The organism is uncultured Helcococcus sp. (genome assembly GCF_946998255.1).
In the GTDB taxonomy this organism is placed as follows: domain Bacteria; phylum Bacillota; class Clostridia; order Tissierellales; family Peptoniphilaceae; genus Helcococcus.
In genome coordinates, this window is record NZ_CAMPYN010000023.1 from 1 (window position 1) to 17,024 (window position 17,024).

The following is a 17,024-nucleotide window of genomic DNA, read 5'->3' on the forward strand; positions in this document are numbered from 1 at the left end:
AGTTAATTCACCGGAAAATATTTACTATTTAAGTGGATTAACACCAAACCAACTAACCGTTTCTAGAAATCCAAATTTTGCAGGTCTTATTATAAAAGACCATAACGATAAAATGATTTTGACTACAATGGATTATGAAAATGCGACATTTGAAAATCTTAATGACGAGATTGTCTTAGATTCATACACAACATGGGTAGGGCTAAAAAATAAAGAAGAAATTGAGAAAAAACTAGAACCATCATATGATTTCAAATCTAGTTTAGATATTATCCAGGACCACTTAAGCGAGTATGAAGATAAGGGAAAATATAATTTAGGAATAGAACTTGACTTTATAACAGCGACATATATAGAAGAAATTAAGAAAAGATTCCCACATGCTAACTTGATAAATATTAGCGATCTATTTATTAAGGCAAGGTCAGTAAAAACTGCTGAAGAAGTTCAAATCTTTAGAAATATGGTTGAAGTACAAGATAAGGCCTTGTTAGAAATGAGTAAACATGTAAAAGTAGGTGTGAAAGAAAAGGACCTACTAGATGTCTATAAGTCAAGCATATTTGAAGATGGAAGATTTTTACCTAGCGGGTGGACAATGATTGGTTTTGGTGAAAATAGTTCAAGACTAAGTAGACCAACTGATAAGGTGTTGGAAAATAATCATTCTATTAGATTTGATGGTGGAGTCAATGCAGACTTTGATTTTTACACTACTGATTTTTCAAGATCATGGCTAATGCCTGATGCAGATCCATTATTGGTGGAAATCAAAGATATCTTATACCAAGCCCAACAAAATATGATAAAAAGTATAAAAGTTGGCATGAAATTTAGCGATTTATTTAATCTTGGATTTAACCAAGTAAGAGAGTCGATACCAAACTACACTAGAGGGCACCTAGGCCACAGTATAAGCTTGGGGCCACAAACTGCAGAATATCCGGTTATAAACAAGGATAACCATGATACTATAAAAGAAAATATGATTTTATGTGTTGAAGTTCCCTTGTATATAAGTGGATTTGGTGGATTTAACATAGAAGATATGATTTTAGTAACTAAAGATGGAGCTGAAGTTTTATCCCATAGAAGTCCTCACTATTTAGAATTTGAAAAAAGAAAATAAATTAAATTTAAATTTGACTCAAAGCTATGGATTTGCTATTATATAACTTGTCAATGAAAAACCTTGACAGGAGAAGAAATGGAAAAGAATGTAATTATTAGTATCTTATATAGCTACTATGGAAAATTACTGACAGATAAACAAGCAGAAGCAATCGACTTATATTATAATGAAGACTTATCTTTGACTGAAATTGCAGACCTTCAAGGTGTTAGCAAACAAAGTGTTTCTGAAACAATAAAAAGATCTGAAAAGATCTTATTGGATTACGAAAATAAATTAGCCCTAGTTGCTAAGCTAAATAAGCTTCAAGACTATATATATAAGTTAGAAGAAAAATTGATAAATGATTTGGGAAATGACCAATATAGTGAATATATGGACTTGATATTCCAAATCAAGCAAGAATTAAAATAAGGAGTGCATTATGTTTGAAAATTTATCGGACAGATTGCAAAGCCTAATGTCAAACCTTAGAGGCAAGGGTAAATTATCTGAAAAAGATATTGACCAAGCCATGAGAGAAATCAGACTAGCTTTACTAGAAGCTGATGTTAACTTTAAGGTTGTAAAAAGCTTTGTTAAAAAGGTAAAGGAAAGAGCCCTTGGCCAAGAGGTCATGAGCAGCCTTACTCCTGGACAAATGGTTGTAAAAATTGTAAATGAAGAGCTTATTAACCTGATGAGTGATGATAACCAATCCTTAAAGACATCATCTAAGCCACCAACAGTTATTATGATGGTAGGTCTTCAAGGTGCAGGTAAAACAACACAAACTGGTAAATTAGCCCTACATCTAAAGAAAAAAGGTAAAAAGCCTTTGCTTGCAGCAGCGGATATTTACAGACCAGCAGCGATAGACCAATTGAAAGTAGTTGGTGAACAAGTAGATGTACCTGTATTTTCATTAGGAAAGGTTGACCCGGTTGAAATTGCTAAGAAAGCTTATAAAGAAGCAGAGAAGAATTTCAATGATGTCCTTATCATAGATACGGCTGGTAGACTCCACATAGATGAAGAATTAATGGAAGAATTAAATTCTATTAAAAAAGCTTTACCTATAGATGAAGTATTATTAGTAGTGGATGCTATGACTGGTCAAGATGCTGTAAATGTTGCAGAAACTTTTAATGAAAAATTAGATATCACTGGTATTTTAATGACTAAGCTAGATGGTGATACTCGTGGTGGTGCTGCCTTATCAATTAAAGCAGTTACTGATAAGCCCATTAAATTTATAGGGGTTGGTGAAAAGATGACCGACCTTGAAGAGTTCCATCCAGATAGATTAGTATCAAGAATACTAGGAATGGGAGATGTTTTATCATTAATAGAAAAAGCCGAGCAAGCCTTTGATGCTGAACAAGCAAAAAATTTAGAAGAAAAATTAAGAAAACAAACCTTTGATTTCAATGATTTTTTATTACAATTAGAACAAATGAAAAACATGGGACCCTTGGAAGATTTATTAAAAATGATTCCTGGAGTTAATAATAAGATGCTAGGCGGATTAAATTTCGACCCTAAGACATTTGATCGAATAGAAGCTATTATTAAATCCATGACCATGGAAGAAAGAGCCAAACCAAGCATTATAAACAATTCTAGAAAAAAGAGAATTGCAAATGGATCTGGTACTGGAGTAGGTGAAGTAAATAAATTGTTGAAACAATTTAACGAAACGAAAAAGATGATGAAAAAAATGGGTGGCTTAAACAAAAATATGAAGAAAAAAAGAGGAATGTTTAAATTCCCAGGATTTTAAAGGAGAAAAATATGGCAGTTAAAATTAGAATGAAAAGAATTGGTGCTAAAAAGAGACCATTTTACAGAATAGTAGTAGCAGACGAAAGATCACCAAGAGATGGTAAATTTATAGAAGAAATCGGATACTACAACCCAATTTCAGAACCAAAAGTATTTAAGATTGATTCTGAAAGAGTAGACTACTGGTTATCAGTTGGTGCACAACCATCAACAACAGTTGCTAGATTATTAAAGACAGACTTTGAAGACTTAGCAAAACAAGTTGAAGCTAAGAAACAAGCTGAAGCTGAAAAGAAAGCTAAAGAAGCTGAAGAAAGAAGAAAAGCTAGAGAAGAAGCAGAAGCAAAAGCTAAGGAAGAAGCTGCTAAGGCAGAAGCAGAAGCAAAGGCAGCAGAAGAAGCTGAACGAGCAGAAGAAACTGAAGAAGTAGAAGAAGCTACAGAAGAAGTTACAGAAGACGCGGAATAATAAAATGAATCAAATCGTTGAATATATTGCTAAAGCTTTAGTGGATCATCCACAAGACCTTGAAGTTTTGATGGAAAATGAGGGTGGAGTAGTTGATATAAAATTACTTGTACATCCTGATGATATGGGTAAAATTATCGGTAAAAAAGGTAAAATTGCAAATTCAATCAGATCCATATTAAAAGCAGCTGCAATAAAAGAAGAGAAGAAAGTAAACTTAGTTATTGAATCTAAAGATGAACAAAATTAAGGTTGGTAAAATTATAAATACCCATGCTATAAAAGGTGAACTTAAGATTGATACACTTTCTAAAGAAAGTTTTGATAGAGGAGTTAGCTATTACATAGGAAATTCTGATGAAAAATTTGAAGTAGAAAATGTAAGATCTCATAAGGGTTACTCAATAGTTAAGTTCAAAAATTATGACAATATAAATGATGTTCTTAAATTTAAAGGCATGGATATCTATATAGAAGAAGATGATTTGGCTGACTTGGAAGAAGATGAATATTACATTAAAGATCTTATCGGTCTAGATATTTATTCTTCAGAAGAAAAAATAGGTGTCTTAGAAGATATCTATGAGTACCTAGCTAATGATGTATACTTAGTTAGGACAAATGATGGAAGCGAAATACTAATACCAGCTGTTGATGAATTTATTTTAGAAGTAAATTTAGAAGAAAAGTTTATAAAAGTTAAACTTATTGAAGGTATGTAATGAAAATAGACATATTAACTCTTTTTCCAAAGTCTTTTGACTTCTTATATTCTTATGGAGTAATAGGAAAAGCTATAGAGAAAAATATTTTAGAATTAAATATTATAGACATAAGAGAATTTTCAAAAGATAAACATAAAAGAGTTGATGATGAAGTTTATGGTGGGTCGGCAGGTATGCTTATGACCATGCAGCCTCTTGTAGATGCTATAAACCACTGTAGAACTGATGAATCATTAGTTATATTTTTAAGCCCACAAGGGAAACAATTAAACCAAGAAGTGGCTATAGATTTATCTAATAATAAACATTTGATCTTGCTATGTGGCCACTATGAGGGAATAGACTCTAGAGTAGTAAATCACTTTGTAGACTTAGAAATATCTATCGGTGACTATGTGCTTACTGGAGGAGAAATTCCAGCTATGGTTTTAGTAGATACCGTGACTAGATTGGTTGATGATGTATTGGGAAATGAAGATTCCTATAAGACAGATTCACACTATAACATACTTTTACAACATGACCATTTTACAAGACCTAGAGAATATTTAGGATATAAGGTACCAGAAGTCTTATTTTCTGGCAACCATAAATTAATAGAAGAATGGCAAATAAATAGTAGCATTGAAAACACTAAAAAGAAAAGACCTGATTTATATGAAAAATATATTCAGAGTATAAGAAAGGAATAATTATGGAAATCATAAGACAAATTGAAAATGAACAAAAGAAAGATTCATTACCAGAAATTTCAGTTGGTGATCAAGTAAAAGTTGATTACAGAATAAAAGAAGGTTCAAGAGAAAGAATCCAAGTATTTGAAGGTACAATTATTAAAATCCAAGGTGAAGGTGTAAGACAAACATTCACAGTGAGAAGATTATCATACGGTGTAGGTGTTGAAAGAACATTCTTATTACATTCTCCAAGAGTTGAAGATGTTAAAGTAATAAGAAGGGGTAAAGCAAGAAGAGCTAGATTATTCTACTTAAGAGGTAGAGTAGGTAAGGCTGCTAAATTAAGAGAAAAAACAGATTACTAAAATTAAAGGCCAGACTTTAGTCTGACCTTTTTTTGTTCAATAGGAGGTAGATATGCGTATAAATTGGTATCCTGGCCATATGAAAAAATCTATTGATAAAATTAAAGAGTCATTAAAATTAGTTGATATTGTAGCAGAAATAGTCGATGCTAGGATTCCTTTTTCATCGAGAAATCCTTTGATTGACAAGGTAATAAATAATAAGGCTAGGCTGATTATATTAAATAAAGTCGATATGGCAAATCCTGTAGAAACTAAAAAATGGGTTCAGTATTTTAATGACCAAGGTATTAAAGTTGTTGAATATAACTCAACAAAGGATAGGTCTACAAAAAAAATATATAGTGAAGCTAAAGATATACTAAAAGATTTATTTGATAGAAGATATGAAAAAAATATTGATAATAAGACTATTAAAATGATGGTTGTAGGAATTCCTAATGTAGGTAAATCAACATTTATAAATAATTTGTCTAATAGAAAAGGTGCGAAGGTTGGAAATAGACCAGGTGTCACAAGAAGCAACCAGTGGATAAAGACTGATAGTGATCTTCTATTGTTGGATACACCAGGTGTTTTATGGCCTAAGTTAGACTTGTATGACAATGCTAGAAACTTAGCCTTCACTGGCTCTATTAAGGATGAAGTTTTAGAAATAGAAGATTTAACCTTTGAATTTATCAAAAAATTAAAAGATCTTGATCCAGCTGCATTAGAGAATAGGTATAAGGTAGATGCTAGTCAAGAAACTTTAGAGATAATGGACCAAATAGCTATAAAAACAGGTTCCATGCTTAGAGGACAAGAAATTGATTATTTCAAAGTCTCTAATATAATCCTTGATGACTTTAGGAAGTTAAGACTGGGTAGGATTACATTAGAAAGTGCTGATGATATAGAGATGATGATTGAAAAAAGTATTAAGAAATAGTCATAATTCTGACAGTTTTTAAATTTGTAATTAGTATATAATGGAGTTGCTATGATATTAAAACTTAAAAGAGACCAAGTAGATATATTAGAAAAATATGCTAGCGAATATGAGAGAGTTTGTGGCATAGATGAAGTTGGTAGGGGACCTATAGCTGGTCCAGTTGTAGCTTGTGCAGTAATAATGGGTGATGAGAAAATAGAAGGAATTAAAGATTCCAAAAAATTAACCGATAAAAAAAGGAGGGAGTTAGCAAAGTTAATTCAGGAAAACTCTTTAGCAATCGGATTTGGTATTGTAGATCACACCATTATTGATGAAATAAATATAAAAGAAGCAACTCATTTAGCTATGAAAAATGCTTTGGAAAGTTTATCTAATAAGGAAGGAAGACCTATAAAACCAGATCTAGCCTTGATAGACGCTGAGACAATAGATACAGATATTGATCAAATATCTATTATTTCAGGTGATGACCAGGTCTATTCAATAGCTTGTGCGTCTATTTTAGCTAAAATATATAGGGATGATATTATGATCCAATATAGTAAAGATTATCCTGGATATGGCTTTGAAAATCATAAAGGTTATGGAACTAAAAAACACTATTTAGCCATAGATGAATATGGCATTTCAGAAATCCATAGGAAAAGCTTTATGAAAAAGTATTATGAGAAAAAATCAGAACTTAATAAGGGGTAAATTAGGAGAAGAAATAGCTTGTAGGTATCTTATGTCCTTGGGATATGAGATCTTACTACGTAATTATCATAAATCTTATGCAGAAATAGATATAGTTGCAGGGATTGATGATTTAATAGTTATTGTTGAAGTAAAAACAAGAAGATTTAATCCTGATATACTAGCTAGAGAATCAGTTAACCTACAAAAGCAAAATAAGATTATTAAATTAACCAAGGAAATTGTATCGGAATATCATCTTTATGATTACGATATAAGGTTTGATATTATTGAATGTTATTGGGATACTAGGCAAATTGTACATATAGAAAATGCTTTCGAGGTCTAAATGATAAGAAACTTAAGGGAAGCAATACTATTTTTAAATATATGTAGAATCACAAATTTGAAGATTATTAACCTAGTATCAGATGGAAATATTTATAAGCTGATAAATATAAAAAAGCATATGATAAAAACCTTGTTTTTCTTTAATGATAGGGAAAGAAAAATTTTAGAGGATATGCTTGATTCTTTCAATGCTGATTATATAAATGATAAGCTTTATAGTCTATCAATAAATTATCTAACTATAGTTGATAAAAACTATCCTCAAAATTTATTAAATATTTACGATGCGCCAGCTATTATATATTACAAAGGTAAATTTCCTAAAAGATTAGATAATATTTTGGCCATAGTTGGAAATAGAAAGTCCTCAGAATATGGTAAATGGGCGGTTGAAAAAATAGTTAAAGAATTAGCTGATTATGATGTGCAAATAGTTTCTGGTATGGCCTTGGGTATTGATAGGTTTGCTCATTTAGCAGCCATAGACAATAAAATACCGACCATAGGGGTTTTGGCTTCATCTTTAGAAATAAGGTATCCTAAGTCAAATAATGACCTATATGACCTAATGAATGATGAGCTCTTAATATCAGAATTTCCTTTGGACACAAATCCTATTAAAAGAAACTTTGTTTTTAGAAATAGAATCATATCAGCCTTAGCCTTTGGCACCTTAGTGGTTGAAGCCCAGGAGAAATCTGGATCATTAATAACAGCCAAGTATGCCTTAGAGCAAAATAGGATGGTTTATGCCATACCAGGCAATATAAACGCCTTAAATTCACAAGGAACCAACCAATTAATAAAAAATGGTGCAAAACTGATACAATCTGCTGAAGATATAATAAATGAAATTCCTTATATTAATGAAATAAGGAAGATAAATGAAATGAAACAAATTAAATTAGATAAAAAGATTGACCAAGAAATTTATGCTTTACTTGAAGACAAGATTTTAAGTGTAAATGATATATCAAATTTAACATCTTATAATATATCAGAAATTTACCAATCATTATTTAATTTAGAAAATAAAAAGCTGATAAATAAGCTAGATGCTAATTATTATTCCAGATAATAAAAGTTAGTATCTAGCTTTTAAATATTTGTAAATAAACAGATTTATGATATTATGAATTTTAAGTTATGGATGAAAAGGGGTAATTATGGCAAAGAATTTAGTAATAGTTGAATCACCAACTAAGGCTAAAACCTTAAGTAAATTTCTTGGAAGAAATTACAAGGTTATGGCTTCAATTGGGCATTTAAGAGATTTGCCTAAGAGTAAGTTTGGTGTAGACATAGAAGACAATTTTGAACCTCAATATATAAATGTAAGAGGTAAGGCAAAAATAATAAATGAAATAAAAAAGGAAGCTAGCAAGGCAGAAAATGTTTTCTTAGCATCTGACCCTGATAGGGAAGGTGAAGCAATAGCTTGGCATTTAGCATATATTTTAGATTTAAGTTTATCAGATAAAAATAGGGTTGTATTCAATGAAATTACTAAAGAAGCAGTCCTAGATGCCATGAAACATCCTAGGAAAATAGATTTAAATTTAGTAGATGCCCAACAGGCGAGAAGAGTTTTAGATAGGATTGTTGGATATGAATTATCTCCTATTCTATGGAAAAAAGTTAAAAGCGGTCTTTCCGCTGGTAGGGTACAGTCAGTTGCCTTAAAATTAATTATAGACAGGGAAAATGAGATTAAAGATTTCATTCCAAAGGAGTACTGGTCTATAATTATGGATGCTAAAGTAGATAAACAAGATTTTTCTGCCGCTTATTATGGTAAATATGCAAAAGATAAATTAGAAGAAGTAAAAATTTCCAATGAAAAAGAAGCTGATACAATTATAAATTCATTAGGAAAAGAATATGAAGTTATAGATAAAAATGTAAGTAAAAGAAAGAGAAATCCTTATCAGCCTTTTACAACTTCAACCTTACAACAAGAAGCAGCAAAGAGATTATATTTTACTACTTCAAAAACCATGTCTGTAGCCCAACAACTATATGAAGGTATAAATGTTGGTAGTGGATCTGTAGGTTTAATTACCTATATGAGAACAGACTCAACACGTTTATCAAGCTCTATAATAGGTGAATCACTTGCCTATATAAAAGAAAACTTTGGTGCCAAATATGCTTCATCAGGAAGGTCTTATAGTAAGAAAAAATCCAATAGCCAAGATGCTCACGAAGCTGTAAGAGTATCTTCTATAAATAGGACTCCACAAAGTATAGAAAAATATTTGACCAAAGATCAATTCAAATTATATAGGTTGATTTGGGAAAGAACCCTTCAATCTCAAATGAAGGCTTCAGAATACCTTTCTACAAGATATGATATAAAAAATGCCGACCATATATTTAGGGCTAATGGTTCTATAATAGTTTTTGATGGATTTACAAAAGTATGGTCTATAAATGATCAGACAATAGAACTACCAGATATGGAAATTGGCGATAAATTTAGCCATGAAAAGATAGAAAAGAACCAACACTTTACAAAGCCTAAAGCAAGATATACAGAAGCTTCTTTAGTAAAAGAATTAGAAAAAAACGGTATAGGAAGACCATCTACCTATTCATCAATTATTAGGTCCTTGCTATCTAGAAATTATGTAAACTTTGAACAGAAATCCTTATTACCAACAGAGGTTGGTTTTAAAGTTAATGATCTTTTACAAGAATATTTTGAAGAAGTTATTAATAAAAAATTTACAGCAGATTTAGAAAACAAGCTTGATAGTATTGAAGAAGATGAGATTGAATGGAAAGTTTTAATTAGCCAATTTTATGATAAATTTAAACCTAATCTAGATAATGCTTTAAAAGCTAATAAAGATGAATTCGCTATCAAAGACAAAGCTATCAATGAAAAATGTCCTTTATGCGGCCATGAATTATTAGAAAAATCGGGAAGAAATGGTAAGTTTATCGGATGTTCAAATTTCCCAGAATGTAAATATACAAGAAGTATTGTTAAATCACTAGGAATCAAATGTCCAAAAGATGGTGGAGATATTGTAGAAAAGGTATCCAAAAGAGGTAAGATCTTTTACGGATGTTCAAATTATCCAAAATGTGATTGGGCTTCTTGGGACAAACCAACTGGTGAGATATGTGACAAATGTGGCGACCTAATGGTACACAGAAAAAATAGAAATACTGATGCTATTTTATGTAATAACCCAGACTGTGAAACTAATAAGTAATACAATTTGAATATTAAGTCTATTGTATGAAAAGGTTATTTATGTTAAAATTAATTAAAAGGTTAATAAGGAGGTTTTTATGTCTAGAAAACCAACTATGGAAGACGTAAAAAATCTTGCTGGAGTATCTATTTCAACAGTTTCAAGAGTTATAAATGGAACCAGAAAAGTTTCACCAGAAAAAACAGAAGCGGTAAATAGAGCTATCGAAAAATTGGGTTATAAACCTAATGAATTAGCTAGATCCTTAGTTATGAAAAAATCCAATACCTTAGGTATTATTTTGGATGATATGGGGTATAATTATATGGCCCAATATCTTAGGGGGATAGATGAAATAAGTAAGTTATATAAGTATGATATCTTGCTTTATTCAACTTTCGGTAACTTTGAAACTCAAAAAAATGCGGTTGAATTTTTATCTTCTAAGCAAGTTGAAGGTATAGTTGTTATATCAGAAAAAATAAATAATGAAGTATTATATCTGATAAGAGACCATAATATACCATATATTTTACTTGACTCTTATTATAGTGACAATGATTTCCAAACAGTTACTGTTGACTATACAAAGGCTATGTATGAATTAACAGATTATTTAATTACTAATAATCATAAAAATTTAGCATATGTAAAAGTTAAAGGCGCCTTCCACGCTAGTCAAGAAAAGGAATCAGGATTCTTAGAAAGAGTTGATGATAAGTCAATCAATAATTGGGTTTATACTGTTGATGAAAATGAAGTTGACCAAGCCTATAAATTTATGGAAAAAAATATCAATAAGCTTGAAAGCAACGGAGTTACAGCAATAATGTTTGAAACTGATAGGTTAGCAATAGGTGCTTTGCAATATTGTTATGATAACAATATTTCTGTACCCGACAAATTCTCAATAACAGGATTTGGTGATTCAGAAATAGCTCATTTATATAGGCCAGCCTTAAGTACAGTAAGACTACCTTATTATGATATAGGAGCTATCGCTGTAAGACTCCTTATAAAAATCATTGGCGGCGATGAAAATGTTGATAAATCTGTAAACCTAGGCTATCAAATAGTTGATAGGGATACAGTAAAAAAATAAAAAATAAATAATTGGAGGATAATATGGCAGAAAAGAAAGTTACAGTATTAAACGAAACAGGTCTACATGCAAGACCAGCAGCAGCTTTAGTTCAATTTGTAAAGGGAATACCTGGTGAAGTTGAATTAATCAAAGATGGTAAAGTTGCGAATGCAAAGAGTATCTTCTCAGTAATGAGTCTTGGAATATCTAAAGACACAGAAGTAACAGTTAAAGTTACTGGTGAAAATGAAGAAGAACATGTAGAAAAAGTAGTTGAATTCATTCAAAACTTAACTGACTAATAAAACAAAAGAGGGATACTTATGTATCCCTTTTTTTAAAGGAGAGTACTATGAGATTTAAAGGAATTGCTGCTTCAGATGGAGTTGCAATGGGCAAGGTTTATTTATTTGAGAAAGCCGAGCTTATTATTAATCAAGAAAGTATACAAGCAAATCAAGTAGATGCTGAAATCAAATCAGTAACTGAAGCTATAGAAGCTTATAAGTTAGACTTAGAAAATAGGGTTGTTACAAGTGATGCTGAAGCTGGCGTTAGAGATGCTCATATTGAGTTAGTTACAGACCCTGCCTTATTAGAAATGGTTACGGGAAAGATTTCTAATGACTTAAACAATGCTGAATTAGCCTTAGATAGTGCTATCAATGAAATGGCTATTGTTTTTGAAATGATGGATGATGAATACCTAAGTGAAAGAGCCGCTGACTACAGAGATATTGGTGAAAATATAATGTACAAGTTAAAAAATGTACAACCAAAAACTCTTTCTACATTAGATGATGATTACATCATTGTCGCTGAAGAACTCACACCTACAGATACATCAACAATGGACAAGGACCATGTATTAGGATTGGCTATGAATTTAGGTGGTAAAACATCACATTCATCAATCATAGCCCAAACTTTAGGTATACCTGCAGTTGTTGGTATGAATGATATCACAAGTAAGGTTAAAAGTGGAGACTTTATAATCTTAGATGCTTTAGAAGGTGTAATCATTACTGATCCAGACGAAGCTACAGTTAAAGAATACCAAGAAAAATTTGAAACCATTAAGGCTGACAAGGAATTAGCTGAAAAATATAAATTCCAAGAAGCAAAAACAAAAGATGGAAAAGCATTAGAAGTTGTTTCAAATATCGGTGGTATCAGTGACCTAAAAGATGCTATTGAAGAAGGTGCAGAAGGTGTAGGTCTATTTAGAACAGAATTTCTATATATGGATTCAAATGACTTCCCATCAGAAGAAAAACAATTTGCAGTATATAAAGAAGCTGCAGAATTATTGGGCGAAAAACCATTAATTATTAGAACCTTAGATATAGGTGGGGATAAGGGCTTAGACTACTTCGAGTTTCCAAAAGAAGAAAATCCATTCTTAGGGTGGAGAGCTTTAAGAGTTCAATTCGATAGAACAGATATTTTAAGAACACAACTAAGAGCTATACTTAGAGCATCAGCCTTTGGTAATGTTAAAATTCTATTACCAATGATTATTTCAGTTAACGAAATTAAAACTGTATTAGCTCATTTGGAAGAATACAAAGAAGAATTAAGAAAAGAAGGTGTAGAATTTGACGAAGATATCGAAGTAGGTATCATGGTTGAAACACCAGCTTCAGTATTTGTAGCAGATGAATTAATTAAACATGCTGATTTCTTTAGTATTGGTACAAATGACCTAACCCAATATATACTTGCAGTAGATAGAGGAAATGATAAGATTTCCCACTTATATGATTACTTCAATCCAGCAGTATTGAGAGCTATAAAACAAGTTATTGATGCATCACATAGACATGGTAAATGGACAGGTATGTGTGGTTCAATGTCATCCGACACAATGGCAACATATATTTTACTAGGTTTAGGCTTAGATGAATTTTCAGTTGTAGGATCAAAGGTTGGTCAAGTAAAGGCTATTATCAATAATTCTAATCTTGCAGAAGCAGAAAAATTTGCAGAAGAAATTTTAGCAATGGATGATGTAAGTCAAATAAGAAAAACCTTAAAGGACCACAATGACAACTTTGTTACAGAGTAATTTTCTCAAAAAAATTAAAAACTTAAATGGAGAAGAAATTGATAGATTATCTGACAATATTTGTCAGAGTCTATCAGATATCCATATTGAGAAAGACTCAGATATAAATTGGATGGATGAATATATCATTGACAAAAACTATAGTCTTTATAGACATGGCCTTATAAAGAAACAAGGACTTAAAGATTATATACTCATAGATTATATAAATGAAAATATTCATTTATTAAAAGATAGGATTGTTTCAAGGTCTATAAAAGATTCATCCATAATAGCTTCTGATTTTGATGATAATTTTAACATTAGTTTCGAAAAATCGGATAAATTTTCAGATAAGATAGTTGATTATCTTGATTTAAATATAATAGCCTATGTAAATAAAGATTTAGCTAAGGTTCTTGTAAATAAGATAAATGATAATAAGTTCAATATAAAATTTTATAAACTATTTACTTATTATACAGCTAAATTTACTATTGATTTAATTGATGGTATGTCTGAGTTAAATAACAAGGAAGATAAAGAAAAATATGAAGCTATAATTGAATTTATATTTGACTCTTACGACGATTTTACATTAATAAAACCTAAATGGTTAGAATAAGCAAAAGCTCTTATCCAATTGGATAGGAGCTTTTTTAGATTTATAGTATTAATGATGGTGTTTTGTACATTCCTCACATAAACCTGAGAATTCAAAACTATGAGAAGTAATAGTAAAACCTGTTTTTTCTTCAATATCTCTTTCAATTTCCATTAAAGGCCCATGGTCTACTATGTCAACCTTTCCGCATTCTTCACATACAATTTGGTGGACATGATCATCGGTGTTTAATTGATAGTAAGATATATTATCTAAACCTACAGTTCTAATAAGAATATTTTCATCTGTAAAAGTTGCAAGATTCCTATAAATTGAAGAAATTTTTACCTTGCTGTCTTGTAGTCTTTCAAATATTTGTTCCGCATTTAATAAAGTCTCTTTTTCTAAAAGTTCCAATATTTCTACTCTAGTTTTTGTTTCTTTTAGACCATGTTTTTTTAATATATTCATACTTATCACCTCATTATCATTATACTACATAAGACTTAGATTTCAATAATCCATTGACAAAAGTCATATATCTTGTATAATTAATTGGTAATGATTCTCATTAGAAAGAAAGGAATATGATGAAAAAGAAAGTTTATATGATCTTATTAGCCCTAGTGCTAGTAATTACCGGATGTACAAGTAGTAATAATAAAGACAATGAAAAAATAAATGTTGTAGCATCATTTTTCCCGGTTTATGACTTAATAAAAAGAGTTGGTGGGGACAAGGTTGAAGTTAACAACTTAACACAAACTGGTGATGCCCATTCTTTTGAACCTGGTATAAAGGATATGGAAAATATTTCTAAGTCTGACTTGCTAGCAATAAATGGAGCAGGTTTTGAAGGTTGGATTGACCAAATTAAAAGTAGTCAACCTGACTTGCAAGTCCTAGACTTATCTGAAGATCTAGATTTAATCGAAGTTGATGGTCATACAGATCCTCATACATGGTTATCAGTAAAAAATCCACAGCTTATGCTAGAAAAAATAAAGGATAAATTAATAGAACTAGATAAGAAAAATGAAGCTTATTATAATGAAAATTACCAAAAAGCTTTAGAAGAATTTAAAACAGTTGAAAAGAAATACGATGAAGAATTGAGCAAATACAAGGGTAGGGCCTTTATAGCACCTCATGCAGCCTTTAATTACTTATTACAGGAGTATGATTTAGAACAAGTGGGGATAGAAGGTATAAACTCGGTTAATGAGCCAAATGCAGCCCGTATGAAAGAAATAGTTGATATTATGAAAAATAAAAATATCAACACTGTCTTTTATGAATATGGTCAAAGTGATAAGATAGCACAAACTGTAGCTGAAGAAGTTAATGGTAAAGTATTACCAATATCAACTTTAGAAGTAATCACTCAAAAAGATGTAGATGATGGTATGGACTATATAAAGTTACTAGAAATGAATCTAGAAAATCTAGTAACTTCATTTGAATAGGATATATAATGGAAATAATTAAATTCAAAGACTTATCATTCTCATATGAGAATGATTTAGTTCTTAGTAATATAAATTTAACTATAAATAAAAATGATTTTGTAATTTTAATGGGAAATAATGGTAGTGGTAAATCTACACTATTAAAATTATTAATTGGTGAGCTTACTAATTTTAAGGGTGAAATTGAACTTTTTGGACAAAATATAAAAGAATTTTCAGACTGGAAAAGGATAGGGTATGTACCACAAATATCAAGAGATAATTCAACCAATTTTCCTATTTCAGTAAAGGAAATGATCTTACTTAACCTTTATCAAGAATTTAATTTCTTTAACCTACCTAAGCCAAGGCATAAAAGACAAGTTATGGATATTATAAAGTCTTTTAAATTGGAAGATTTAGCAGATAGAGACTTCAATACTCTATCCGGTGGGCAAAAACAAAGAGTTATGATAGCAAAAGCTATGGTCCACAATCCTGAAGTCTTGATTTTTGATGAACCAACAGTAGGTGTAGACAGGGAAAGTAAAGAAGATTTTTATGATTTAATAAATCACTTACATATCCACCATGACCTTACTATTATTTTGGTAACCCATGAAAGTGATAATTTAGACAAATTTAATTATAAGAAGTATATGTTAAAAGAGAAAGAGTTATTAGAAAATGTTTAGTTACAGTTTTATGAGAAGGGCCTTTTTGGTGGGCTTTTTTATTTCAATAGTTATACCCTTGATGGGAACTGTAGTTGTAAATAGAAGGACTTCTACAGTTGGTGACGCCTTAAGTCATACAAGTCTTAGTGGTATATTTTTAGGGGTAATCTTAGGTATTAATCCGATAGTTGGTGCGATAATTGTAAGTATATTATCTGCCTTTTCAATAGAATTTATTAGGTCAAAATTTCCTAAAAATGGAGATATGGCAACAGCAATTATCATGAGTTTTGGTATAGGTCTAGCATCAATATTGTCAGACTTTATACTTGGAGCTCAAAATTTTGAATCATATTTATTTGGTTCTCTAGTAGCTATATCGAAAACAGATATCATTATGATTATTGCCTTGTCTTTATTAGTTATAGTAGCCTATATCTATACCTATTATGGGTTAATGTTTATATCCATTGACAAAAGTTCTGCTAGATTAGCGTCAGTTAATATAAAGAAAAATGATTATCTCTTTACCTTGCTATTGGCCTTGACTATAGCCTTATCATCAAGGATAGTTGGGATACTTATTATCTCATCACTAATGGTCTTACCAGTAGCTACAGCAATGATCTTAGGTAAAAATTATAAAGGGACTGCAATTTTATCAGTAGCCTTTGGAATGATTTATTTCTTTTTAGGCTTGACTATGGCTTATTACTTACAATTAAAACCTGGAGGAAGTATTATAATGATATCGGTCTTTGGCTTGCTAGTTACAATATTATATTCAAGTATTAAATCGAAAAAAATATAGAAAAGGTGGTGTTGCAGATTAGTTAAATTTAGTCTGCACATCACCTTTTTTCT

General features: G+C 30.6%; 20 protein-coding genes and 1 pseudogene. 20 read left to right on the forward strand and 1 reads right to left on the reverse strand.

The annotated features are described in order from the left end of the window. The 17 genes and pseudogenes from Q0U66_RS03045 to Q0U66_RS03125 all read left to right on the forward strand — a co-directional run. Positions 1–1,129, forward strand: a 1,129-nt coding sequence (locus Q0U66_RS03045; RefSeq protein ID WP_297377341.1) for a Xaa-Pro peptidase family protein, incomplete at its 5' end; no start/stop codon positions are given. 78 nt (positions 1,130–1,207) lie between these two features. Continuing rightward, a complete protein-coding gene (gene ylxM / locus Q0U66_RS03050) occupies positions 1,208–1,546 on the forward strand; it encodes a YlxM family DNA-binding protein (protein ID WP_297377343.1) in 339 nt (112 codons plus the stop codon). Positions 1,547–1,553: 7 nt separating this feature from the next. Further along, positions 1,554–2,894, forward strand: a complete 1,341-nt coding sequence (gene ffh, locus Q0U66_RS03055) for a signal recognition particle protein (protein WP_297377381.1) — start codon at positions 1,554–1,556, stop codon at positions 2,892–2,894. 11 nt (positions 2,895–2,905) lie between these two features. After that, positions 2,906–3,136: pseudogene (rpsP, locus tag Q0U66_RS03060) on the forward strand (30S ribosomal protein S16); the annotation flags it as partial. A gap of 232 nt (positions 3,137–3,368) precedes the next feature. Continuing rightward, on the forward strand, positions 3,369–3,614 hold the full coding sequence (locus Q0U66_RS03065) for a KH domain-containing protein (RefSeq protein WP_297377345.1): 246 nt from the start codon (positions 3,369–3,371) through the stop codon (positions 3,612–3,614). Further along, complete coding sequence (rimM, locus tag Q0U66_RS03070) at positions 3,601–4,086, forward strand: ribosome maturation factor RimM (protein ID WP_297377347.1); 486 nt, start codon at positions 3,601–3,603, stop codon at positions 4,084–4,086. Before Q0U66_RS03065 ends, rimM begins: the two co-directional genes overlap by 14 nt. Continuing rightward, positions 4,086–4,781, forward strand: coding sequence for a tRNA (guanosine(37)-N1)-methyltransferase TrmD (gene trmD / locus Q0U66_RS03075; RefSeq protein WP_297377349.1), 696 nt, complete (start codon positions 4,086–4,088; stop codon positions 4,779–4,781). Before rimM ends, trmD begins: the two co-directional genes overlap by 1 nt. 2 nt (positions 4,782–4,783) lie before the next feature. After that, positions 4,784–5,131, forward strand: coding sequence for a 50S ribosomal protein L19 (gene rplS, locus Q0U66_RS03080; RefSeq protein WP_297377352.1), 348 nt, complete (start codon positions 4,784–4,786; stop codon positions 5,129–5,131). Between the two features lie 52 nt (positions 5,132–5,183). Next, positions 5,184–6,062 carry a ribosome biogenesis GTPase YlqF gene (gene ylqF / locus Q0U66_RS03085; RefSeq protein WP_297377354.1) on the forward strand — a complete coding sequence of 293 codons (879 nt, stop codon included), beginning with the start codon at positions 5,184–5,186 and terminating at the stop codon, positions 6,060–6,062. A 51-nt stretch (positions 6,063–6,113) separates the two neighbouring features. Beyond that, a complete protein-coding gene (locus Q0U66_RS03090) occupies positions 6,114–6,764 on the forward strand; it encodes a ribonuclease HII (protein WP_297377357.1) in 651 nt (216 codons plus the stop codon). After that, a complete protein-coding gene (locus tag Q0U66_RS03095; RefSeq protein WP_297377359.1) occupies positions 6,733–7,092 on the forward strand; it encodes a YraN family protein in 360 nt (119 codons plus the stop codon). The genes Q0U66_RS03090 and Q0U66_RS03095 overlap by 32 nt, the downstream gene beginning before the upstream one ends. Beyond that, complete coding sequence (gene dprA / locus Q0U66_RS03100) at positions 7,093–8,172, forward strand: DNA-processing protein DprA (RefSeq protein WP_297377361.1); 1,080 nt, start codon at positions 7,093–7,095, stop codon at positions 8,170–8,172. A gap of 88 nt (positions 8,173–8,260) precedes the next feature. Continuing rightward, positions 8,261–10,318: a type I DNA topoisomerase gene (gene topA, locus Q0U66_RS03105; RefSeq protein WP_297377363.1), complete on the forward strand. Its 2,058-nt coding sequence runs from the start codon at positions 8,261–8,263 to the stop codon at positions 10,316–10,318. Between the two features lie 79 nt (positions 10,319–10,397). Continuing rightward, positions 10,398–11,402 carry a LacI family DNA-binding transcriptional regulator gene (locus tag Q0U66_RS03110; RefSeq protein WP_297377365.1) on the forward strand — a complete coding sequence of 335 codons (1,005 nt, stop codon included), beginning with the start codon at positions 10,398–10,400 and terminating at the stop codon, positions 11,400–11,402. A 23-nt stretch (positions 11,403–11,425) separates the two neighbouring features. Further along, positions 11,426–11,686, forward strand: coding sequence for an HPr family phosphocarrier protein (locus Q0U66_RS03115; protein WP_103980957.1), 261 nt, complete (start codon positions 11,426–11,428; stop codon positions 11,684–11,686). Between the two features lie 50 nt (positions 11,687–11,736). After that, positions 11,737–13,452 carry a phosphoenolpyruvate--protein phosphotransferase gene (ptsP, locus tag Q0U66_RS03120; protein WP_297377368.1) on the forward strand — a complete coding sequence of 572 codons (1,716 nt, stop codon included), beginning with the start codon at positions 11,737–11,739 and terminating at the stop codon, positions 13,450–13,452. Then, positions 13,430–14,056 carry a hypothetical protein gene (locus Q0U66_RS03125; protein WP_297377371.1) on the forward strand — a complete coding sequence of 209 codons (627 nt, stop codon included), beginning with the start codon at positions 13,430–13,432 and terminating at the stop codon, positions 14,054–14,056. The genes ptsP and Q0U66_RS03125 overlap by 23 nt, the downstream gene beginning before the upstream one ends. Before the next feature lie 48 nt (positions 14,057–14,104). On the opposite strand, the gene Q0U66_RS03130 is transcribed toward Q0U66_RS03125, so the two are convergent. Continuing rightward, positions 14,105–14,506 carry a Fur family transcriptional regulator gene (locus Q0U66_RS03130; protein WP_297377373.1) on the reverse strand — a complete coding sequence of 134 codons (402 nt, stop codon included), beginning with the start codon at positions 14,504–14,506 and terminating at the stop codon, positions 14,105–14,107. Between the two features lie 119 nt (positions 14,507–14,625). Here Q0U66_RS03130 and Q0U66_RS03135 point away from each other — a divergent pair, with 119 nt between their 5' ends. The 3 genes from Q0U66_RS03135 to Q0U66_RS03145 are packed head-to-tail and all read left to right on the forward strand — an operon-like array spanning position 14,626 to position 16,971. Then, a complete protein-coding gene (locus tag Q0U66_RS03135; protein WP_297377375.1) occupies positions 14,626–15,501 on the forward strand; it encodes a zinc ABC transporter substrate-binding protein in 876 nt (291 codons plus the stop codon). Between the two features lie 8 nt (positions 15,502–15,509). Next, a complete protein-coding gene (locus Q0U66_RS03140) occupies positions 15,510–16,178 on the forward strand; it encodes a metal ABC transporter ATP-binding protein (protein ID WP_297377377.1) in 669 nt (222 codons plus the stop codon). Further along, positions 16,171–16,971: a metal ABC transporter permease gene (locus Q0U66_RS03145; protein WP_297377379.1), complete on the forward strand. Its 801-nt coding sequence runs from the start codon at positions 16,171–16,173 to the stop codon at positions 16,969–16,971. The genes Q0U66_RS03140 and Q0U66_RS03145 overlap by 8 nt, the downstream gene beginning before the upstream one ends. Positions 16,972–17,024 lie beyond the last annotated feature (53 nt).